The organism is Thioclava sp. NS-SX20 (assembly GCF_057380695.1).
Window position 1 is genome coordinate 662,061 of record NZ_CM170816.1, and the last position, 20,916, is coordinate 682,976.

The window sequence follows — 20,916 nt, forward strand, 5'->3', positions numbered from 1 at the left end:
GAGGATGTGGCGCAGGCCCTCAACTGGCTCTGATCCGGCGGAACAGCGTTTTGCGCGGCGGCGGGCCATCGATCTTGGCGATCTCGGGCAGATGCGCCAGCACGTCGGCCTGTGTCTTGCGGCGCAGGCGGATGGTGCGGGTGATCTTTTCGCGCGAATAGGACGGGTTCTTACGGATGTCGTCGGGCAGAAGACGCGGGTCGAAAATTCGCTCGCGGCTGGTGACAAGCTCGACCTTATGCCATTGGCCGATGCGCGGCATCTCGGCTTCGGTCAGCCATGCTTCGCGCAACTCTGCCTCTCGCTGGCGCAGCCGCATGATCTCCGAACGGATCTGCGCAAGTTCATCGGCGGGGGTAAGACCTGACATATGCCTCTTCTCCTATGCATCCTCGGGGCGAATATTCCGCAAGAATGTTAAAGACATATCTAACAATGAGGCCATTATGAGCGAAAAAATCGTATCATCTGCAGTTGAATCCGCTGGACAGTGGCATTCCGCCGATGGCGCGGTCGCGCTGGATTACGAAGGGCGCTTTCTGCGGCGCAAACGGTTGACCATGCTGTCGGGGGAAAGCTTCCTTGTGGATCTGCCCGAGGTCACCAATCTGCGCGGCGGCGAGGCGTTTGTGCTGTCCGATGGGCGTCGGGTCGAGGTCACCTGTGCCGAAGAGCCCGTGCTGGTGATCACCGGAGATCTGGCGCGGCTGGCATGGCATATCGGCAACCGCCATACGCCCTGCCAGATCGAGGCCGACAGGCTGGTGATCCGTCAGGACCATGTGCTTGAGGCGATGCTCAAGCAACTTGGCGCAACCGTCACCCATGCGGATGCGCCCTTCGCCCCCGAGAGCGGTGCCTATGGCATGGGCCGCACGATGGGCCATGACCACGGGCCCGATCACACCCATGCCCACCGTGATCATGACCAAGGGCATGATCACGGGCACAGCCATGATCATGGGCATCACCACCATCACCACCATTCGCACGGGTAAACAGATGGCAGCGGCGCTTCTGTCTTTGGTGCAATGGATGTCTCCGGCCTTCCCGACCGGAGCCTTCGCCTATAGCCACGGGTTGGAACAGGCGATAGCTACGGGCGAGGTCTCGGATGAGGCAGGGCTGTCGCAATGGCTGCGCGATATCCTGCATCACGGGGCAGGGTGGAATGATGCGGTTCTTCTTGGCCTCGGGCTTCAGGGCCATGCGCTGGAGGATCTGGATGCCCATGCCCGTGCGCTTTCCGCCAGTGCCGAGCGCCTGCGCGAAACGCTCGAGCAGGGCACGGCCTTCGCCAAAGCGCAGGCACAGATGAATGGCACGGATGAGCCCGCCGAGGTCGCGCTGCCGGTAGCGGTGGCGCAGGCCGCGCGGGGTATGGATCTGCCGCGCGAAGAGATTATCGCCCTGTTTTTGCATAGCTTTGCGTCAAACCTTGTGTCCTGTGCAGTGCGCTTTGTGCCTTTGGGGCAGGCGCAGGGGCAAAGGGTGCTGGCGGGGCTGCATCCCGATATCTCGCAGATCGCCGCGAAAGCCAGCCACGCGGGTTTGGATGACCTGGCAGCGGCGGCCTTTCGTGCCGATCTGGGAGCGATGCTGCATGAAACTCTGGATGTGCGCATCTTCAAGACATAGGGGCAAGCGGCCCCGCAAGAAGGAGACAGAAATGGCAAACGGACCTTTGCGCGTCGGTATCGGCGGCCCCGTTGGCGTAGGCAAGACGACCCTGACCGAACAGCTGTGCCGCGCTTTGGCGGGGCGGTGCTCGATGGCGGTGGTGACCAATGACATCTACACCCGCGAGGACGCCGAGGCTCTGATGCGGGCGCAGGTGCTGCCTGCCGACCGCATCCGGGGTGTCGAGACCGGTGGCTGCCCGCATACCGCAATCCGCGAGGATGCCTCGATCAATCTGGCGGCGATTGCCGATCTGAACAAGGCCTTCCCCGACCTTGATCTGGTGCTGATCGAATCGGGCGGCGATAATCTGGCGGCAACCTTCAGCCCCGAGCTGGCCGATCTGACGATCTATGTCATCGATACTGCGGCAGGGCAGGACATCCCGCGCAAGCGGGGGCCGGGGGTGACGCGCTCGGATCTGCTGGTGGTCAATAAGACCGATCTTGCGCCTTATGTCGGAGTGGATACCGACCTTCTGCAAAGCGATACGGCCAAGGCGCGCGGCACGCGGCCCTATGTGCTGGCGCAGCTGAAAGCGGGCAAAGGCGTGCCCGAGATCGTGGCTTTTCTGGAAGAGGAAGGCGGGCTGGCTCTGCGCGAGCCTGCCTGATCACTTCATCCCCAGACCTGCGCGCATCATCAGCTGGCGCACGGGTTTCAGCCCGTAGATCGCCCCCAAAGCGCCGGCCCGCAGATCGCGCAGCGGGCGCGGGGCGATCATCGAGACACGGTTGAGCATATCGATCCCCGCAATCCGCGCACGGACCTCGGGCCAGCGGGCGCGGTGATAGGCGGTCAGCATCTGCGCCGATCCCAGATCCTCGGCATGTTTGCGCGAAAGCTCCAGCAGGCAACCGATATCGGCAAGGCTCATGTTCAGCCCCTGCGCGCCAATCGGCGGGATCACATGGGCGGCCTCGGCAATAAGCGCGACCCGCTCGCCGTTCAAAGCCTGTGCATGCTGTACCCGCATCGGCCAGACCGCGCGGCGGGTGGCCAGCGTCAGCGGCCCGAGGATGCCGGTCGAGCGTTCCAGCATGGCGGCTTCAAAGGCCTCCTTGTCCAGCGCGGCCAGACGGTCGGCCTCGGCGCCGCGCTCCATCCAGACGATAGCGGAACAATGCGCCCCATCGCGGTCGGGCAGGGGGACGAGGGTGAAAGGCCCGCCCGTGCGGTGGACCTCGGTCGAGACATTCTCATGCGGGACCGGATGGGTGACAGCAAAGGCCAGCGCCTTCTGGCCGTAGTGATGCAGCTTGGCCCCGATGCCCGCCGCCTGACGGATGAAACTGTCGCGCCCGTCGGCGCCGATCACCAGCTTGGCCTGAACAAGCGCGCCATCCGACAGCGTCACCCGCGCCTCGGCCCGCCGCGTCACCAGCCCCGTGGTGGCCACGCCCGCGCGGAAATCAACATTGGGCAGCTCGGCCAGACGGGCGACCATCTCGCGCCGCAACAGCCAGTTGGGGAGGTTCCAGCCGAAGGGCTGATCCGAAATATCGGAGGCATCGAAATCACGGGTCAGCCGCGCTACGGGCTTTTCGCCGCCCGCATCGACGATCCGCATGATCTGCAGGGCCGCCGCATAAGGCGCCAGCCGTTGCCACAGCCCCGCCGCCTCAAGGATCTTCACCGAGGGCTGCAGGAAGGCCGTGGTGCGCATATCGGCCCCTTCGGCCTGCGCATCGGTGACGGGGGGCATAGGGTCTACGCAGATCACCTTGAAACCGGCCGTGCCGAAGGCTGCCGCTGCCGTCAGCCCCGCCACGCCACCGCCCGAGATCAGGATATCGGTCTGGATCGGATCTATGCTCATGGCGGCGGTCTTTCCTTGCTGTGTCTTGACCCTATCATAGCGCGACTGGCGGCGAAGGCCAGATCATCCGGCCTTGATCAGCTGCGCCAGAAAGCCGCTTAGGTCATTGGTATGATGGCCGATATGATCTGCCTCAAGCGCCAGAGGCGCGACATGCACGGTCTGCATCCCCAATTTATGCGGCACCTCCAGATTGCGGGCGTCATCTTCGAACATCGCGCCCTCCTGCGGGCGGATGCCTGCCTTGCGGAAGACCATGTCAAAGGCTTCGGCCCGCGGCTTTGGGTGGAAATCGGCATGTTCGATGCCGTAGATCCCGTCAAACAGCCCCGACAGCCCCCGCGCCGCCAGCACCTGTTCGGCGTAGGGGGCGGAGCCATTGGTGTAGACGATCTTGCGCCCCGGCAGCGCGCGGATCCCCTGCGCCAGCATGGGGTCGGGCGTCAGCGCATCGAAAGAGATATCATGCACCTCATGCAGGAAGGGCAGCGGGTCGATCTGATGTTCATGCATCAGCCCCGCCAAAGTCGTGCCATAGAGCTTCCAGTAGTGGCTGCGCAGATGATGGGCGCGGGTCGCATCCACCTTCAGCTCGCGCATCACGTAATCTGCCATCTTCACCTCGATCTGTGAAAACAGCGCCACCTCGGGCGGATAGAGCGTATTATCAAGGTCGAAGACCCAGTCCGACACATGGTCGAAGCCGGAAAGCGGGGGGCGGTTCGGGGTACTCATACTATGGTCCATAGCGCGTTCGGGGGAATGGTGTAAATGTCGCACTTCTTCCGCTTGTCATATCCGGCGCTGGCTCCTAGGGTCGTCCGATGCAAAATGCGAGCCTGACAGGCGAGAGGGACCATGCAAAAAGACGCCTATACGCTGATCCTCGAAGCGATTGATGCCGGAACCTATAAACCCGGTGACCGTCTTGTTGAATCCGAACTGGCCGAGAGGCTGGGGGTGTCGCGCACGCCGGTGCGTGAGGCGCTGCAACGCCTCGAGACGCAATCCATGCTGGCGCGTGACGGACGCTCGCTGATTGTCGCGTCGCTCGACCATAACCAGTTGGCGGAACTCTATACCGTGCGCGCCGAACTCGAGGCGCTGGCGGCACGGCTGGCGGCGCGGCATGCGGCCCCCGAGGAAGTGCGCGTGATGCAGGCGATGATCGAGGAAGACCATCAGAAACTCGGAGATCCGATCGCGCTCAGCCGCGCCAATAAGCGGTTCCACCGGCAGATCCATCTGGCCTCGCATAATCGCTATCTGGTGCAACAGCTGGATCTTGTGCATCGGTCGATGGCGCTGCTGGCGACGACCTCGCTTGCGGCGGAGGGCCGTGGCGAGATCGCGCTTGCCGAACACCAGCGGATTGTCGATGCGATTGCGGCAGGTGACGAGGACGAGGCAGGGGCCGCGTTGCGCGCACATATCTCGGAGGCCTTCGTGACCCGCCTCAAAAGCGATGCGCGTGCTCATGGCGGGCAGCCGCAGTGATCAACTGATCCAGGGCGCCCGTTGGGGCCGTGGTGGGGCGGCAATCGGCACCTGTTCCGTCTGGCTGGCGGGCAGGGTGATGTGCAGGTCGAAGATCCCATGCGTGGTCTTGTCCCAGTAGAAGGGCTTCTGGACCAGTTCATAGATCGCTTTCCATCCTGCAATCGCTCCCAGCGGAAAATACAGATGCATGCTAGGCACCCAAGGGATCAGAAACCGGTGGCTTTCGCCGCGGACCGCCCACGCCGCAAGACAGATATTGAGAAGCTCTGCGGTGACGAAAACGGCCACAAGCAGGGTGATCTGGGTGTCCGAAAGCAGACTCTGGACGGGATGGGGCAAGCCGAAGACCATCAGCCAGAAGCTCCATAGCAGCGGGGCCAGCACGTATTGCGAAAGCGAGCCGAAGAACATCACCTGAAACGCCCAGAACCTGCGTGGCCCGAGATCTTCCATCAGCTTGCGGGGCGAGCGCATATGCACGGCCCAGGTGATCGCATAGCCCTTCAGCCAGCGCGAACGTTGTTTGACCCACGGCACCATGCGGCAATTCGCTTCTTCCTGCGTGACGGTCGGCACCAGTTCGGTGCGATATCCCTTGCGGGCCAGACGCACCCCGAGATCGGCATCCTCGGTCACATTATGCGCATCCCAGCAGCCAAGCTCTTCCAGCACCTTGCGCCGGAAAAACAGGGTTGTGCCGCCCAAGGGGACCACAAAGCCAAGCTTGGCAATACCGGGCAGGACCATGCGGAACCATGTCGCATATTCGATGGTAAAACAGCGTGACAGCCAGTTCGTGCGCGGGTTGTAATAATCGAGAATGCCCTGCAGGCAGACGACTTCCGGCGGCGCTTTGGCAAAGCGGCGCGCAATCATGTGCAGCTGGTCGGGATGGGGCGCATCTTCGGCATCATAGACACCGATGATGCTGCCACGGCAGAAATTCAGCGCATAATTGAGCGCACGGGGTTTTGTGCGGATGGGCCCGTCGGGCACGGGCAGAACCCGCATCCAGCGCGGCAGATCGGCCTTGGCCAGTGCATCGCGGGTCACATGATCGTCTTCCTCGACGACAAGCAGCATATCGAGCAGCTCGCGCGGATAATGCAGCCGCGACATGCGCGCCACCAGTCGCGCGGCAATATCGGGCTCGCGGAACATCGGGACCATGATGGAAATCACTGGGAGGCGGGCGGCAGGAGCTGGCGTGGTCTGGGGCATGTAGCGCGCGCTCCGTGCCTGCGTGATGCCTGCCCAGAGCTTCAGGGCGGAAGTCAGAACCAAGGTCAGGATGGCCCAGCCCGAGAGCAGCGCGAAGACAGCCAGAGGCATCAATGTCAGCCCCAATGCGCCCGCAAACAACACGCCGAACAGCCAGGTTGCCGCACGTCGTTCATCGCGCTCGCGGCAGCTCATCTCGGAGGCAACGCGGGATTCCGCCCGACGAATCATCTGTGTCTTGCGGCGGGCCAGAAGACTGTCGGTAATGGCGCGTTCGGTCGCGATGGCCATGCGATAGGGGCCGTATTCCTTGGGCAGATCTTTCTGGATGCTGGCAAAGAGGTCGGGATGGGCGCAGGCCAAAAGCGTCACCCCGCCGACGCGCCGTATCGGAGCGATGACTTTGGTGCAGCAGAATTCCGCCCCGAGCGCGTCAATCAGGCGCGGATCTGGTGAGTCGCGCGTCAGATCAATCGGGCTGGCGCCCCATTGCTGGGCAAGCGCGTGCATCAGCTGGGTCTCCGTGATCCAGCCATGCGCGATCAGGATATCGCCAAGCCGTGCATCCTCGCGCCCCCGTAGCGAGACGGCTTTCAGCAGGTCGCCCGGGCTGAGATAGCCCAGATCGACAAGGATCTGCCCCAGCGGCGCGCGGCCCACCCGTGCCCGCCTTGGCGGCGGTACGCGGCGCTTCTGGGCCGGTCGCAACAGTCTGAGATCGGACAGGTTGTCCGAAGTGACGGCCTTCTGGCCGTGCAAGGTCGTCTCCATGATTTCGCCCCCAGGCTAAAACTGGTGACAAGATTTCGCCCAAAAGTTGAATCAATCGTTAACTACAAATAAAAAGGGCGCTTTCTGTTTCCAGAAGGCGCCCCAGAAGCTGTGGATAACTCTGTGGGAATTATTTCATCGCGGCGATGAAGCGGTCGAACAGATAGTAGCTGTCCATCGGACCCGGGCTGGCTTCGGGGTGGTATTGCACGGAGAAGACCGGACGGTCTTCCATTGCAATCCCGCAATTCGACCCGTCGAACAGCGACACATGGGTTTCCTTCACGCCGGCAGGCAGCGTCTGGCTGTCCACAGCGAAACCGTGGTTCATCGAGGTGATCTCGACCTTGTTGGTGGTCAGGTCTTTCACGGGGTGGTTCGCGCCGTGATGGCCGTGGTTCATCTTGATGGTCTTGGCACCCAAAGCAAGTGCAAGCATCTGGTGACCAAGGCAAATTCCGAATACCGGCAGATCCTTTTTCAGGATTTCCTGAATCATCGGCACGGCATATTTGCCGGTCGCCGCAGGGTCGCCCGGTCCGTTCGACAGGAAGACACCATCGGGGTTGAGCGCCAGAACGTCTTCTGCCGTCGCCGTCGCCGGAAGCACCGTTACATCGGCCCCGGCCGAGGCGAGGCAGCGCAGGATATTGCGCTTGGCGCCGAAATCGATGGCAACCACTTTCTTGCCTTCTTCGCTGCGCGGCTTGTAGCCGTCGGGCCATGCCCAACGCATTTCGTTCCAGCGATAGGATTGTGCACAAGTCACATCCTTGGCCAGATCCAGACCGACCAGACCGGACCACTCGCGGGCCTTTTTGATCAGCGCTTCAATGTCGAATTCACCGTTCGGGTTATGGGCAATCGCCACATTCGGGGCGCCCAGCTGGCGAATCGCACGGGTCAGGCGGCGGGTATCGATGCCGCCCACGCCGATGCGGTTGCGCTTTTCGAGCCATTCGACAAGGTTCGAGGTGGCGCGCCAGCTTGACGGCTCGGTGGGGTCCCATTTGACGACCATACCGGCAGCAACCGGATCTTGGGTTTCGTCATCTTCGGGGTTCACCCCCACATTGCCGACATGCGGGAAGGTGAAGGTGACGACCTGACCGGCGTAAGAAGGGTCGGTCATGATTTCTTGATAACCGGTCATGGCGGTGTTGAACACCAGTTCCGCGACGGTCTCGCCGGTGGCACCGAAGCCTTTCCCGTAGAACAATTGTCCGTCCGCCAGCGCGATCAGCGCGGTGGGTTTTTCGGATGACTGGTGGCTTGCAGGCATGGCGCGACTCCCCGGGGCAAAATCTGCCGGAACCTACGAGGGTAGGCGGCAATGGTCAAGGCCCGATATTGAAAACATTATTTCCAACAAATACAGAGGTTTAGTGATGTTGTGCCTTGGCCGGAGACGGAGTATCCTATGCTCTTCCATTAACGAGGGGTTTCACCGTGGATATGCGCGCAAAAATCAACGCAGCCTTGAAAGAGGCCATGCGCGAGAAGGATCAGGGGCGGCTTTCGACGCTCCGTCTGGTGAATGCGGCCATCAAGGATCGTGAAATTGCGATGCGGGGCAGCAATGAAGAACATGAGATCAACGACAGCGATGTCATGCAGATTCTCGGCAAGATGGTGAAGCAACGCCATGAAAGCGCGCGGGCCTATGAAGAGGGCGGGCGGCTGGAACTGGCCGAGCAGGAACTGTCCGAGATCAAGATATTGGAAACGTTCCTGCCGCGCCAGTTGACCGATGACGAGGTCAAGGCGGCGATCGATGCCGCGATTGCCGCGATTGATGCGCAGTCGATCCGCGACATGGGCCGTGTGATGGCGGTTCTGAAAGAAAAATATACCGGCCAGATGGATTTCGCCTCTGTCGGTCCGCGTGTCAAAGATCGCCTTTCGATCTGAGACGTGACAGGGCATAGCGAAAGATGGCGGCCTGGCCGCCATTTTTTATGCGCTGGCGACCTGTGTCCGGCAAGAAATGGCCTATCCTTGCGGTTGAGCGGGAACGCATCTTTAATCCTTTCATTGGCATTCTTTAATCGGAATCCGAAAGGGGTGAAGAATGGAAAAGCTCTCTGTTTCGCATGCGCGCGCGGCATCGGCTGCCTTGGCGGCACGGCGTGGTCAGCGTCAGGTTCATGACCTGCGCGGTATTTCACGCGATATGTATGACCAACTGACATTGGGCGAGCTGGAAGAGATGGCGCAATCCGTCTCGGTGCGGGGGATGTCCGATATCTAGAGCGTCGTAATGGGCGGAAATCCACAAAGCGAAAGGTGACTTTCGAAGCCGTGATTTGCCTTCGGCGCGCGCGCTGCCCACATCCATGTCTTTGTTTATCACAAGATATGGGGTGCTATGACCGGCTTTGGACATCTGAAAACCGGAATTCTCTGTCTGGCAGGGCTGATCGTTTCGGGCTGTAACACGTCGCTCGGGCAGGTCAAACAGGCAATGCCGGAGCGCGAGTTCCTGTCTTTTGCCAGCCAGTCGGGCGGTGCGTTCACCTATGCCTGTGCGCGCGGCGCAACCGAGGCCGATACAAGATCGCGCGGGCAGAAGGCGCATCTGGCCTATGAGCACAAGATGGCTTCTTACGGGCCGACATTCGCCAAAACACTGGTTTCGGTTCTGGATTCTGGCGTATCGGATGCGGCGACATTGGAGGCAACCGTGAACGGCACATCAGACCGCTGGGCACGTTCGGCGGCATTGGAAGTGGAACGCCAATATAGATGTCTGCCGGTCGGGCCGAACCGGAGCAGCTCTTAAACCGGCCGTTCGAAGTTATGCGGCGGCGGCGGAGAGGGGAGCGTCCATTCAGCGGTCATGCCCTCCTGCACGCCCTCCTGCATGGCAGCAGGGACGCGCCGCCCTGCCAGAACCGTCCACAGGATGATGCCCAGGAACAGCAAGAAGGAAAAGAACGACAGGAACGCCCCGATCGACGAGAGCTGGTTGAGCAGGGCGAACTGGTCCGGATAATCCAGAATGCGGCGGGGCATGCCCTCTTGGCCCAGGATTTGCTGCGGGAAGAATGTCAGGTTCGTTCCCAGAAACATCAGCCAGAAATGCAGTTGTCCGGCCCATTCCGGATAGTTGCGGCCCGACATTTTTCCGATCCAGAAATAGAGGCCGCCGAAAAGGGCGAAAATCGCCCCGAGGCTCATGACATAATGCGAATGCGCGACCACGAAATAGGTGCCCGCATGGTTGATATCGACCGGAGCACCGCTGATCAGCAGCCCGCTCAGTCCGCCCATGACAAAGAGGAAGATGAAGCCAAGCGCCCAGAGAAGCGGGGTCCGCCAATGTGGGCGCGCCTGCGCCAGTGTCATGATCCATGAAAACAGGATGACCAGTGTTGGCAGGCCGACAATGGTGGCGGCCAGTGTGAAGCCGCTATCCTCGCCTGCCATCAGCCCACGGGTGAACATGTAATGCGCCCATGTGGCAAAACCGAGCAGGCCGATAGCCAGCATCGCATAAATCGTGACTTTCTGGGCGTAAAGCGGGCGCCCCGAGAAGGTGGAGATGATCTGCGAGATAATCCCGAAGCCCGGTAGAATGATGATGTAGATCTCGGGATGGCTGAAAAACCACAGGATCTGCCGGTAGAATTCGGGGTCATCCTCGTGGATCGCATGCCGGTAGCTCGGGTCGAGCATCATGGTTATCGCTCCGGCCAGCACGGGCAGCGTGCACAGCACGAGGGCGGCTGTCACAAGGATCGACCATGCAAAAGGCGATGCGTCATGCAGCGTCACGCCGGGGCCGCGCATATTGAGAAAGCTGGTAATCATGTTGATCGCGGTCAGGATCGTCGAGATCCCCATCACGAACAGCGCCGCAATGGCCACCGGCACGGTATGGGCCGAAAACAGCGCGCCGATGCCCATGATGCAGGCCAGAACATATAGCTGGTAGGCGCTGCGGTTCAGGCGCGGAAACGCCAGTTCGGGTGCGCGCAGATGCAGCGGCAAGAGATAGGAGCCGAAACCGGCAAAAAGGCCCGGGATGGCGACAAAGAACATCATCAGCACCCCATGCGAGGCGGTCAGCACATCCCAAAGCGCGCTATTGGCGGAACAGGGGGCCTGCGTCGGCCAGAGCCGCGCGCCCTCGGCGCACAGATATTGCACGCCCGGTTCCATTAGCTCGAGCCGCATATAAACGGTCACCACCACCGAAATCAGCCCGACAAGAGCCGCAGTCACCAGATAGAGCAGACCGATCGTCTTGTGGTCGCTTGATCCGCCGGTCTGCGTGCCCTTCTGGCCATCTGTCGCGGGCAGGCTGCTGGCATCGGGTCGGGGCATGGCGTCTCTCCTCTGGGCCGTGCGGGGCCGGATCGCGCCCCGCATACAATCAATCCCTGCCAAAGGAAATGCCCGCCAAAGGCTGGCGGGCATGTTCATCGGCTGACATCTCTGTGGCGGGCTTATTTGGCCACGGATTCCAGATAGGCGGCAATATCGCCCTGACCTTTCTTGGCTTTGAAGGTCATGCCCGAACGCGCGGCCTTGTCGCCGGTTTTCTCTTCGAGCCAGGCATTGGGGTCGGTGATATAGGCTTCGAGCTCTTCCTTGGTCCAGACAGCGCCGGTCGCGCCGACGGCCTTGATCGAATCCTTGTATTTGAACCCTTCAAGGCTGCCCACCTGACGTCCGATCACGCCATAGAGGTTGGGGCCGACCTTGCCCCCCTTGACGATGGCTGTGCCGTCGGGGGCCACGATGGCGTGGCAGGCTTTGCAGGCACGGAACTCTTTTTCGCCTTTGGCGGCATCCTGCGCGAAAGCAGGGGCGGCAAGGGTGACTGCGGTGAGTGTGGCAAACAGGCTAATCTTCATCGCTATTTCCTCGTTCGAACAGGTGGTTCTTTCCCGAACCGATCCGGACCTGCCTCCCGCAGGCCCAAATGCGCTTGGGGCGACTGTATCATGCCTGTAAAAAGGCTGTTACGGGATTTTAGTCCTGCTCCACAGGACTTTCGTCGAAAATCTCGTTGAAATGGGCCATGAGCGCGGCGTCCAGATCGCCCATTTCCACCGGCAGCCCCAGATCGACAAGGCTGGTCACCCCGTGATCCTTGATCCCGCAGGGCACGATTCCGGTGAAATGCTCCAGATCGGGTTCGACATTGATCGAGATGCCGTGAAAGCTGACCCATTTGCGCAGCTTGACCCCGATGGCGGCGATCTTGTCCTCGGCCAGCGCGCCGTCGATGCCGCGCGGGCGGTCGGGGCGCTCGACCCAGACGCCGACCCGGCCTTCGCGAATCTCGCCCTTGACGTTGAAATCCGCCAGCGCCGAGATCACCCAGTCTTCCAGCTTCTTGACAAAGCCGCGCACGTCGCGCCCGCGTTTGTTAAGGTCCAGCATGACATAGGCGATGCGTTGGCCCGGCCCGTGATAGGTATATTGCCCGCCACGTCCTGCCTCGAAAACCGGAAAGCGGTCGGGGTCCACCAGATCTTTCCGCTGCGCGGATGTGCCTGCCGTATAAAGGGGCGGGTGCTCAAGAAGCCAGATCGCTTCCTCTGCCTCACCGGCATGAATCGCGGCGACCCGCGCTTCCATGAAGGCAAGGGCCTCTTCATAAGGAACGGGCTGATCTGCGTGAATCCATTCGACCATGGCATCCTCCGATATTTCCCCTGATGTCGCGCTTTCGGGCCTTGGATGCAAGGGCAGAACGCCTTGCGCAAAAGGCCCATCGCGCAGGGATCAAAGAAAAAATCCGGCAAACGCATTTTTCCTCTTTTCAAGCTCGCAGACAGCCGCTAGATAGCCCTCACCAAGCCAGAGACAGTGCGGTCGTGGCGGAATTGGTAGACGCGCAGCGTTGAGGTCGCTGTGGGGTAACTCCCGTGGAAGTTCGAGTCTTCTCGACCGCACCATTCTCCGGATGGAGAGCAAAGCCCCTAGCGGGGCTTTTTGCTTTTGGGGTCTTGGAGTTTTTCGGGCTTTCGAGTTTCCAGAGTTTCTAACCCCATGCGGCATGAAAAACGCGGCCCTTGGGCCGCGCTGTGTCAGGCTAGATTGGCGCGCAGGCCTGTTCCATCCACTCAGCCGTGGGGGCAGAGACATGCGGCCCGATCTCGGCCAGACAGGTCGCGTGGTAATGGTTCAGCCAGTCGCGTTCGGCTTGGCTGAGCAGTTCAACCAGCACCGGACGGGTGTCGATGGGCACCCATGTCAGCGTCTCGAAATGCAGCATCTCGCGCTGGGGATCGGCCTCGGGGCCTTTGTCCGCCGCAACCGCCAGCACCAGATTCTCGATGCGGATACCGAAGGCGCCGTCACGGTAGTAGCCCGGCTCGTTCGACAGGATCATGCCTTCTTCAATCGGCAGGGTCGAGGCGCGCGAAATCCGCACCGGCCCCTCATGGACACAAAGCGCCGCCCCCACGCCATGCCCCGTGCCGTGGTCGTAATCCTGACCGGCCCGCCATAGCGGCATCCGCGCCAGCGCGTCCAGATGGCTGCCAGCCACGCCCTTGGGCCATTGCGCCATCGACAGCGCGATCATCCCCTGTAGCACGCGGGTATAGGGCGCGCGGGCCTCTTCGGGCACGGGGCCAATCGCGATGGTGCGGGTGATATCGGTGGTGCCATCCACATATTGCCCGCCCGAATCCACCAAAAGCAATTCGCCCGCATTTACGGGACGGTCGGTCTTTTCGGTGACGCGGTAATGGACAATCGCCCCGTCAGGGCCCGCGCCGCAGATCGTGTCAAAGCTGATCTCGGTCAGCGCATTGGTCGCGCGGCGAAAGTCCTCAAGCGCGGTCACTACCGAAATCTCGGTCAGCTCGCCCTTCGGGGCCTCGGCATCCAGCCAAGCCAGAAACTCGGCCATCGCGCAGGCATCGCGGTGATGGGCCGCTTTCATGCCCTCCACTTCGGCGGCATTCTTGCGCGCTTTGGGCAGCACGCAGGGGTCGGGCGCATAATGTGGCGTGGCACCTGCCTCCGACAGGATCGGACCCACCGCATAGGGTGCGCTTGCCGGATCCACCAGAACCGAGCCCGAAAGCGCGCAAAGCCCTGCGCCAAAACTATCGGGCGGGCACAGGGTCACATCCGGCCCCAAAGCCGCCAAGAGGTCGGGCGAAAACTTAGCGCCCTCGGCGAACAGATCGATCGAGCCATCGGCATGGAGAATGGCAAGGCTTTGCACCAGCGGATTGCGGGCAATGTCATCGCCACGGATATTGAGAAGCCAGCAGATGGAATCCGGCTGGGTCAGCACGGCGGCACTATCTCCGGCCAGAGCGGCCGCCAGTCGGGCGCGTTTCGACGCCGACTCTTCCCCCGCAAGTTCCGGCGGATGCAGACGGGCGGGGGCAAGCGGCGGGGCAGGGCGGTCCGTCCAGATCTCGTCGATCGGGTTCTCGCAGGGCACCAGCGTGACAGCGGTCTTGGCCAGCGCGGCTCGGATCGCCTCGATCTCGCTGTGGGTGTGCAGCCAAGGGTCAAAGCCGATCCGCCCCTCGGTCAGATGTTCGGCAATCCAGGGGCCCGCCTGCGTCTGCGGCCAGTTGACCGGCGTATAGGCTGCCAGATCCACCTCGGAGCGCACCTGCACGCGGTAGCGCCCGTCGATGAACACCCCCGCCACTTCCGGCAGCACCACGCAAAAGCCCGCCGAGCCGGTAAACCCCGTCAGCCAGCCCAGCCGCGCATCGCGGTCAGCCACATATTCGCCCTGATGGATATCGGCGCGCGGCACGATAAAGCCCGCCAGCCCGCGCTTGGCCAGAACCTCGCGCAGGGCGGCCAGACGGGGCTCGCCGGTATCGGGGTTCGTCTTGACCGAGAAATCCTGAAACATCAGCCGGCTCTCCGCATTCCCAGCACACGGGCGCGTTTGCGCGGGTCGGCATCAAAGAGGCCCGCCAGTTGTTCGGTCATGGCGCCCGCCAGTTCCTCTGCATCCGAGATCTTCACAGCGCGGTTGTAATATTTGGTCACATCATGGCCGATGCCGATGGCCAGCAACTCGACCGCACGGCGTTTCTCGATCATGGCGATCACATCATGCAGGTGCTTGTCGAGGAAATTCGCGGGGTTCACCGACAAAGTGGAATCATCCACAGGCGCGCCATCGGAAATCACCATCAGGATCTTACGCGCTTCCGAGCGTTTGGTGATCCGGCGGTGTGCCCATTCCAGCGCCTCGCCGTCGATGTTCTCCTTCAGCAGGCCCTCTTTCATCATCAGACCCAGATTGGGCCGCGCACGACGCCACGGCGTATCGGCGCGTTTGTAGATGATATGGCGCAGGTCGTTCAGACGGCCCGGTTGCTGCGGACGCCCCGCATTGAGCCACTCCTCACGGCTTTGGCCGCCCTTCCACGCACGGGTGGTAAAGCCCAGAATCTCGACCTTCACATTGCAGCGCTCCAGCGTGCGCGCCAGAACATCGGCACAGATCGCCGCAATCGAGATCGGACGCCCGCGCATCGACCCCGAGTTGTCCAGAAGCAGCGTCACCACCGTATCGCGGAATTCGGTGTCATGTTCGATCTTGAAGGACAGTGGCGTGGTGGGGTTGGCCACAACCCGCGCTAAGCGGCCCGCATCCAGCATGCCTTCCTCGCGGTCGAATTCCCACGAGCGGTTCTGCTGCGCCTGCAGCCGGCGCTGCAGCTTGTTGGCCAGCCGCGACACGGCGCCCTTCAGCGGTTCAAGCTGCTGGTCAAGATAGGCGCGCAGGCGTTCGAGTTCAGCCACTTCGGCCAGTTCTTCGGCCATGATCTCTTCGTCGAATTCCGTGCGGAAGACGGTGTAATTGGGGTCCGCATCCGAGGCGGCAGGCGGCGGAGGCGGCTCCATCGCGGCCTCGGGGTCGGGCATCTCGACCTCGTCGCCATCGGCAGGGTCAGCCAGTTCCTCGGTCGAGGTGGCGGCCTGCTGCTGGTCCTGCGTCTGTTCCTGCGCGCGCTCGGGAGAGGCATCGGCCTCTTCCTGCTCCTGCTGCTCCTGCTCTTCCATCTCGCCGCGATCATTCTCTGGGGCGGCCTCTTCGGCATCCTCCCCGTCATCGCCCATCTCGTCATCGGGGTCATCGCCCAGCTGGTCGCCATAGCCCAGATCGGAGATCAACTGCCGCGAGAATTTGGCGAATGCCGTCTGGTCGGAGAGCACATCCTGCAGACGCTCGAGATTGATGCCCTGCTGTTCCATGAACGGGCGCCACAGGTCGAGCACATGCTCTGCCCCTTCGGGCAGTTTGCGGCCCGTGGCCATTTCGCGGATCATATAGCCCGCCGCCACCGGCAGGGGGGCCTCGGCCTGATTGCGGATCTGGGCATAGCCCTTGCGTGCGGCCTCATGGGCGATCTTCACATCGATATTCGACAGCGTGCCCGGCATGTCGCGCGCGCCCAGAGCCTCGCAACGGGCATATTCCATTTCTTCATAAAGCGCGGCGGCCATATCGCCTGCGGGACGATACCGCCCGTGGGTGCCCGCATCATGGTGGCGCAGACGCAGCGCCAGCTGGTCGGCGGTGCCGCGCGCCAGCAGAACCTCGTCGCGCGTCATCCGCCGTGAGACCTGCGGCAGGCGCATCGTATCGCCTGTCGAGCCGGACGGATCGACCGTATAGCTGACCGTCAACTCCGGCCGGTCGGCCATAGTTTTGGTCGCCTCGGCGAGGGCTTTTTTAAACGGATCGGCGGGGTTATCGATGGGCTTGCTCATGCCCAAGATAAAGCACCACGCCCGTGCCTTCGCAAGAGGGGATCCGCGTGTTCGGCTGTCCCGCCAGACGGGCCAAGGCGGGCTGTGCAGACGCTTCGTGCAGCTTTGCACCAAACTGGGGGTTGTCGCCACATTTCTGCACTGTACCTTGAGGCCAAACGGGCAGCAGACCGGTTGCCCTGTGCAGAAGCGAAGGAGACCCCCATGACAGAACCGCTTAAAATTGGCGTTATCATCGGCACCACGCGCGAAGGCCGCTTTGCCGATGTGGTGACGGAATGGTTCATGGACAAAACCGCCAACCGTTCGGCTTTCAAATTCGATGTGATCGATCTGCGCGATCATGTCCTGCCGCATTTCGAAGAGGCGATGGCGCCCGCCTATGCCGAACCCTCCGAAGGGGCCAAGGGCAAATGGAATGATCTGCTGAAAAGCTATGACGGGTTTATCGTGGTGACGCCGGAATATAACCACTCGATCCCCGGTGTGCTGAAAAATGCGTTCGATTACGCTTATACCGGCTGGCGTCGCAAACCGCTGGGGATTGTGGGCTATGGTCCCTCGGGGGCGATGCGCGCCGCCGAGCACCTGCGGGTGATCGCCATCAATTTCGGCATGGTGCCGGTGCGCGGGGCGGTGCATATCGCGGGCGCGGATTTTTTTGCCAATATGACCGAGCGCGACCCGAAAGCCTTCCCCGAACATATCGATCCCACGCTGGACGAGCTGCTGGGCGATATGGAGTTCTGGGGCAATCTGACAAAGCCCGCGCTCAAGGCGTAAGCTTCGCGCGCTTTCCAGAGCCATAATTTGCGGCGGCAGGTCTGTCGCTTTTATTGTGTAGGCCGGAAGGGGCCTCCGGTTTTTCGGGGGCCCGTTTTTGTGGGGGGCGGCCCTACTTCGGTCGGCGGCCTTACTCCGGCAGGCGCCGGTCAAGGATGAGGATGTCATCGCAATCCTCGACCTTGCGTGGCTTCTGCGCCTTTTGCGGCACCAATATGGCCGTCATTGAGGGCACATGCGGCCCACGATAGCCCATCAGGGCTTCGGAGGCCAGATTGGCATCCGTCAACCGGTTTGCCTCGGCATAGAGCGTGCGGCATTCCAGCAAGGCATCGCGCGCCGAATAGTTTGGCTCGCAGGCCATCAGAAGGCCGGTTGTGCAGAAAAGAAGGGCAAGGCGAGAGGGGCTTAGCATCATAGGCACAGCCTCGCCGTTTTTGCTTTCCAAATCGTAAAGAAAAGGCCGGGAACGCATCCCGGCCTTCACTTTATTCGACTGGCTCGCGTGATCACATCGCGATGGAGGCCGCGCTTTCGGGCAGTTCCTCGTCAAACAGGCGCTGGTAGAACTCGGCCACGGTCTGACGTTCAAGCTCGTCACATTTGTTGAGGAAGGTCAGGCGGAAGGCATAGCCCACATCGTTGAAGATGCGTGCATTCTGCGCCCATGCGATGACGGTCCGCGGGCTCATGACGGTGGACAGATCGCCGTTCATGAAGGCCGTGCGCGTCAGGTCGGCCACATGCACCATCTGGCTGATGACCTTGCGACCTGCCTCGTTATTGTAGTTGGGGTTCTTCGCCAGCACGATGGCGGCTTCGGCATCATGGCTGAGATAGTTCAGCGTGGCCACCAGCGACCAGCGGTCCATCTGGCCCTGGTTGATCTGCTGGGTGCCGTGATAGAGGCCGGTGGTATCGCCCAGACCCACGGTGTTCGCGGTCGCAAACAGGCGGAAATAGGGGTTCGGGGTGATCACCTCGTTCTGGTCCAGAAGGGTCAGCTTGCCCTCGGCTTCCAGCACACGCTGGATCACGAACATCACATCGGCGCGGCCTGCGTCATATTCGTCGAAGATGATCGCGGTGGGGTTGCGCAGCGACCACGGCAGGATGCCTTCATGGAAGACGGTGACCTGCTTGCCATCCACCAGCTTGATCGCATCCTTCCCGATCAGGTCGATCCGGCTGACATGGCTGTCGAGGTTCACCCGCACACAGGGCCAGTTCAGGCGCGCGGCGATCTGTTCGATATGGGTGGATTTGCCGGTGCCGTGATAGCCCTGGATCATCACCCGGCGGTTATAGGCAAACCCCGCCAGAATCGCCAGCGTGGTGTCGCGGTCGAACTTGTAGGTCGGGTCGATTTCCGGCACGCGTTCGGTGCGCTCGGCAAATCCCTTGACCTTCATATCACTGTCAATGCCGAAGACCTCGCGGACATCGATCTCTTCGGTGGGTTTTGCATTCATATCGAGCATTTCGGGCACCTTTCTCTTGGTCGCCGCAGCCGTCATCGAAATCGGACGCAGGGCGTGTCTGACCGAGTTGTGGAGCATATCGCGGGGCGCTGCAAGGGCAAGCGGCCATTTGGGGAACCGCAATCGGGGGATGGTGCGTTGCGCCTGCAAGACGGAGCAAGTAGCCTGCAGGACGCATATCCCGCACGCGCGTGCGCAAACATGCGAAAATTGTGAACGGAGATTGGTATGAGCGGCCTTCTGGCGCTTTTGGATGATGTGGCGGGAATCGCCAAGATCGCGGCGGCTTCGGTCGATGATGTGGCAGGGCAGGCAGCCAAGGCCGGGGCCAAAGCGGCGGGGGCGGTGATTGATGATGCGGCGGTCACGCCCAAATATGTGCATGGTTTTGCCGCCGCCCGTGAATTGCCCATTGTGGGCAAGATCGCGCTGGGGTCGATCCGCAACAAGCTGGTCTTCCTGCTGCCATTGGCGCTGCTGCTGTCCAGCTTCGCGCCTTGGGCCATTACGCCGCTTCTGATGCTGGGCGGGGCCTATCTGTGTTTCGAAGGGGCCGAGAAAGTGTGGCATGTGCTGCACCCCGCCGCCGCCCATCCGGCAGAAGACGCGGCCCCCAAGGCCAAAGAGAACGCGGCCCTGCTTGAGGAGAAAAAGGTCAGAGGTGCGGTAAAAACCGATTTCATCCTCTCGGCAGAGATCATGACCATCGCGCTTTCCGCCTTGCCGGAAGGGGATGCGCTATGGATCGAGGCCCTGACGCTGGCGATTGTCGGTATCGGGATCACGGCGGTGGTCTATGGGGGTGTCGCGATTATCGTGAAGGCCGATGATGTGGGGCTGTGGCTGGCGGAAAATGCCAGGCTTGCGGCCACACGCGCCTCTGGCCGCGCGATCGTGCATTTCATGCCGCTTTTCATGAAGATCCTGATGATCGTGGGCACGGCTGCGATGATCTGGGTGGGGGGCAATATCATCCTGCATGGTCTGGCCGAACTCGGCTTCGGGGCGCCCTATGACTGGATCCACCATCAGTCCGAAGCGGTCGTGGCGAAGGTGGGCGAGGCGTGGAAGCCCGCGCTTGGCTGGGCGGTTACCGCCTTCTGTGACGGAATCTTCGGGGTACTGTTCGGCTTCGTGCTGATTCCTGTCGTGACATTCGTGATCTCGCCGGTCCTCGGGATGTTTGCCAAGAAAGAGGCGGCATGACACAGGCGCTGCGCCCGCATCATGTGGCGATCATCGCTTCGGATTACCAAAGCTCCAGGCACTTTTACACAGAGGTGCTCGGGCTGAAGGTGATCGCGGAAACCTATCGCGCGGCGCGCGACAGCTGGAAACTGGATCTGGAGATGGCGGGAGGGGTGCAGATCGAACTCTTCACCTTCCCGAATGCCCCCACGCGCCCGACCCGTCCCGAGGCGCAGGGGCTGCGGCATCTGGCCTTCGCGGTGGGCGATATCGATGCGTGGTGCGCAAGGCTTGCGTATCATGGGGTGGAGGTCGAGCCGATCCGCGTGGATGCGCTGACCAACGCCCGTTTCACCTTTTTCCAAGACCCCGATGGCCTGCCGCTAGAGCTTTACGAGACGTAATTCTCCTTGCCAATCCTGACCGGTCGTGTTCCTTGCGGTATTTCACCCAAGAATTTCAAATATATGACTGTCCAGACATCAGAGGCCTTCGAGGTCATCGGCCTTTCGGAGATTGTCCAGAACGCAGACCCTGTGAAGGTTGCCGCGCTTTATAGCGCCTACCACGACTATAGCGGGGGACCTCGTCCCCTATCGGGTGACCATCGGCTGCCGCGTGGCGTAGCCCCAAAGCCTGATCGCGCGATGGTAGCCCATCTGGCAAAAGTATATCCCGCGCGCGTTTCAGGCGGATTTCGATCTATCCGACGCGCAGGGCCCGACGAAGGTGACGGTTTGTCTCGGGCTA

The 20,916-nt window shown here is 61.7% G+C and carries 22 protein-coding genes and 1 tRNA gene; 11 read left to right on the forward strand and 12 right to left on the reverse strand.

Annotated features, from left to right (window positions below):
• Positions 1 to 19: 19 nt before the first annotated feature.
• Positions 20 to 370, reverse strand: a complete 351-nt coding sequence (locus AC2ISB_RS03365; protein WP_339109400.1) for a hypothetical protein — start codon at positions 368 to 370, stop codon at positions 20 to 22.
• Positions 371 to 446: 76 nt separating this feature from the next.
• Between AC2ISB_RS03365 and AC2ISB_RS03370 the strand changes: the two genes are divergently transcribed.
• Genes AC2ISB_RS03370 through ureG form a run of 3 tightly spaced genes read left to right on the forward strand, consistent with a single transcriptional unit; the run spans position 447 to position 2,293 of the window.
• Positions 447 to 998 (forward strand): urease accessory protein UreE, encoded by a 552-nt coding sequence (locus AC2ISB_RS03370; RefSeq protein WP_486576111.1) that lies wholly within the window; start codon positions 447 to 449, stop codon positions 996 to 998.
• A gap of 4 nt (positions 999 to 1,002) precedes the next feature.
• The gene (locus AC2ISB_RS03375; RefSeq protein ID WP_486576748.1) at positions 1,003 to 1,638 is read left to right on the forward strand and encodes an urease accessory protein UreF; all 636 of its coding nucleotides are present in this window, start codon (positions 1,003 to 1,005) and stop codon (positions 1,636 to 1,638) included.
• 31 nt (positions 1,639 to 1,669) lie between these two features.
• The gene (gene ureG, locus AC2ISB_RS03380; protein ID WP_339109402.1) at positions 1,670 to 2,293 is read left to right on the forward strand and encodes an urease accessory protein UreG; all 624 of its coding nucleotides are present in this window, start codon (positions 1,670 to 1,672) and stop codon (positions 2,291 to 2,293) included.
• On the opposite strand, the gene AC2ISB_RS03385 is transcribed toward ureG, so the two are convergent.
• Positions 2,294 to 3,499 carry a UbiH/UbiF family hydroxylase gene (locus AC2ISB_RS03385; protein ID WP_486576113.1) on the reverse strand — a complete coding sequence of 402 codons (1,206 nt, stop codon included), beginning with the start codon at positions 3,497 to 3,499 and terminating at the stop codon, positions 2,294 to 2,296.
• Positions 3,500 to 3,562: 63 nt separating this feature from the next.
• Positions 3,563 to 4,234, reverse strand: coding sequence for a pyrimidine 5'-nucleotidase (locus AC2ISB_RS03390; protein ID WP_486576115.1), 672 nt, complete (start codon positions 4,232 to 4,234; stop codon positions 3,563 to 3,565).
• A gap of 123 nt (positions 4,235 to 4,357) precedes the next feature.
• Here AC2ISB_RS03390 and AC2ISB_RS03395 point away from each other — a divergent pair, with 123 nt between their 5' ends.
• On the forward strand, positions 4,358 to 4,996 hold the full coding sequence (locus tag AC2ISB_RS03395; protein ID WP_339109404.1) for a GntR family transcriptional regulator: 639 nt from the start codon (positions 4,358 to 4,360) through the stop codon (positions 4,994 to 4,996).
• Here the strand turns inward: AC2ISB_RS03395 and AC2ISB_RS03400 are convergent, their stop codons facing one another.
• A complete protein-coding gene (locus AC2ISB_RS03400; RefSeq protein ID WP_486576118.1) occupies positions 4,997 to 6,991 on the reverse strand; it encodes a glycosyltransferase family 2 protein in 1,995 nt (664 codons plus the stop codon).
• A gap of 130 nt (positions 6,992 to 7,121) precedes the next feature.
• On the reverse strand, positions 7,122 to 8,273 hold the full coding sequence (gene carA, locus AC2ISB_RS03405; RefSeq protein WP_339109406.1) for a glutamine-hydrolyzing carbamoyl-phosphate synthase small subunit: 1,152 nt from the start codon (positions 8,271 to 8,273) through the stop codon (positions 7,122 to 7,124).
• Positions 8,274 to 8,440: 167 nt separating this feature from the next.
• Between carA and AC2ISB_RS03410 the strand changes: the two genes are divergently transcribed.
• The 3 genes from AC2ISB_RS03410 (at position 8,441) to AC2ISB_RS03420 (ending at position 9,773) form a co-directional block, all read left to right on the forward strand.
• Positions 8,441 to 8,902, forward strand: a complete 462-nt coding sequence (locus AC2ISB_RS03410) for a GatB/YqeY domain-containing protein (RefSeq protein ID WP_339109407.1) — start codon at positions 8,441 to 8,443, stop codon at positions 8,900 to 8,902.
• Between the two features lie 160 nt (positions 8,903 to 9,062).
• Positions 9,063 to 9,242: a DUF3008 family protein gene (locus AC2ISB_RS03415; protein WP_339109408.1), complete on the forward strand. Its 180-nt coding sequence runs from the start codon at positions 9,063 to 9,065 to the stop codon at positions 9,240 to 9,242.
• 117 nt (positions 9,243 to 9,359) lie between these two features.
• On the forward strand, positions 9,360 to 9,773 hold the full coding sequence (locus AC2ISB_RS03420; protein WP_406720505.1) for a hypothetical protein: 414 nt from the start codon (positions 9,360 to 9,362) through the stop codon (positions 9,771 to 9,773).
• Here the strand turns inward: AC2ISB_RS03420 and AC2ISB_RS03425 are convergent.
• The 3 genes from AC2ISB_RS03425 to lipB form a co-directional block, all read right to left on the reverse strand.
• Positions 9,770 to 11,320, reverse strand: a complete 1,551-nt coding sequence (locus tag AC2ISB_RS03425; protein WP_486576121.1) for a cbb3-type cytochrome c oxidase subunit I — start codon at positions 11,318 to 11,320, stop codon at positions 9,770 to 9,772. The genes AC2ISB_RS03420 and AC2ISB_RS03425 overlap by 4 nt on opposite strands.
• A 122-nt stretch (positions 11,321 to 11,442) precedes the next feature.
• Complete coding sequence (locus AC2ISB_RS03430) at positions 11,443 to 11,853, reverse strand: c-type cytochrome (protein WP_339109411.1); 411 nt, start codon at positions 11,851 to 11,853, stop codon at positions 11,443 to 11,445.
• Between the two features lie 118 nt (positions 11,854 to 11,971).
• On the reverse strand, positions 11,972 to 12,640 hold the full coding sequence (lipB, locus tag AC2ISB_RS03435; RefSeq protein ID WP_339109412.1) for a lipoyl(octanoyl) transferase LipB: 669 nt from the start codon (positions 12,638 to 12,640) through the stop codon (positions 11,972 to 11,974).
• A 176-nt stretch (positions 12,641 to 12,816) separates the two neighbouring features.
• Here lipB and AC2ISB_RS03440 point away from each other — a divergent pair.
• A tRNA-Leu gene (locus tag AC2ISB_RS03440) sits at positions 12,817 to 12,903 on the forward strand.
• A gap of 137 nt (positions 12,904 to 13,040) precedes the next feature.
• On the opposite strand, the gene AC2ISB_RS03445 is transcribed toward AC2ISB_RS03440, so the two are convergent.
• Together AC2ISB_RS03445 and cobT are read right to left on the reverse strand one after the other, a co-directional pair.
• On the reverse strand, positions 13,041 to 14,840 hold the full coding sequence (locus AC2ISB_RS03445; protein WP_486576123.1) for an aminopeptidase P family protein: 1,800 nt from the start codon (positions 14,838 to 14,840) through the stop codon (positions 13,041 to 13,043).
• Positions 14,840 to 16,714 (reverse strand): cobaltochelatase subunit CobT, encoded by a 1,875-nt coding sequence (gene cobT, locus AC2ISB_RS03450; protein ID WP_339109414.1) that lies wholly within the window; start codon positions 16,712 to 16,714, stop codon positions 14,840 to 14,842. Before cobT ends, AC2ISB_RS03445 begins: the two co-directional genes overlap by 1 nt.
• A 204-nt stretch (positions 16,715 to 16,918) precedes the next feature.
• On the opposite strand from cobT, the gene AC2ISB_RS03455 reads away from it, so the two are divergent.
• Positions 16,919 to 17,497: an NADPH-dependent FMN reductase gene (locus AC2ISB_RS03455; RefSeq protein ID WP_486576126.1), complete on the forward strand. Its 579-nt coding sequence runs from the start codon at positions 16,919 to 16,921 to the stop codon at positions 17,495 to 17,497.
• A gap of 130 nt (positions 17,498 to 17,627) precedes the next feature.
• Here the strand turns inward: AC2ISB_RS03455 and AC2ISB_RS03460 are convergent, their stop codons facing one another.
• Together AC2ISB_RS03460 and cobS are read right to left on the reverse strand one after the other, a co-directional pair.
• Positions 17,628 to 17,915 carry a hypothetical protein gene (locus tag AC2ISB_RS03460; RefSeq protein WP_486576128.1) on the reverse strand — a complete coding sequence of 96 codons (288 nt, stop codon included), beginning with the start codon at positions 17,913 to 17,915 and terminating at the stop codon, positions 17,628 to 17,630.
• Positions 17,916 to 18,006: 91 nt separating this feature from the next.
• Positions 18,007 to 18,978, reverse strand: coding sequence for a cobaltochelatase subunit CobS (cobS, locus tag AC2ISB_RS03465; protein WP_339109417.1), 972 nt, complete (start codon positions 18,976 to 18,978; stop codon positions 18,007 to 18,009).
• A gap of 228 nt (positions 18,979 to 19,206) precedes the next feature.
• On the opposite strand from cobS, the gene AC2ISB_RS03470 reads away from it, so the two are divergent.
• The gene (locus AC2ISB_RS03470) at positions 19,207 to 20,184 is read left to right on the forward strand and encodes a DUF808 domain-containing protein (protein WP_486576130.1); all 978 of its coding nucleotides are present in this window, start codon (positions 19,207 to 19,209) and stop codon (positions 20,182 to 20,184) included.
• Positions 20,181 to 20,570 (forward strand): SMU1112c/YaeR family gloxylase I-like metalloprotein, encoded by a 390-nt coding sequence (gene gloA2, locus AC2ISB_RS03475; RefSeq protein ID WP_486576131.1) that lies wholly within the window; start codon positions 20,181 to 20,183, stop codon positions 20,568 to 20,570. Before AC2ISB_RS03470 ends, gloA2 begins: the two co-directional genes overlap by 4 nt.
• The last annotated feature ends 346 nt before the right edge of the window (positions 20,571 to 20,916 follow it).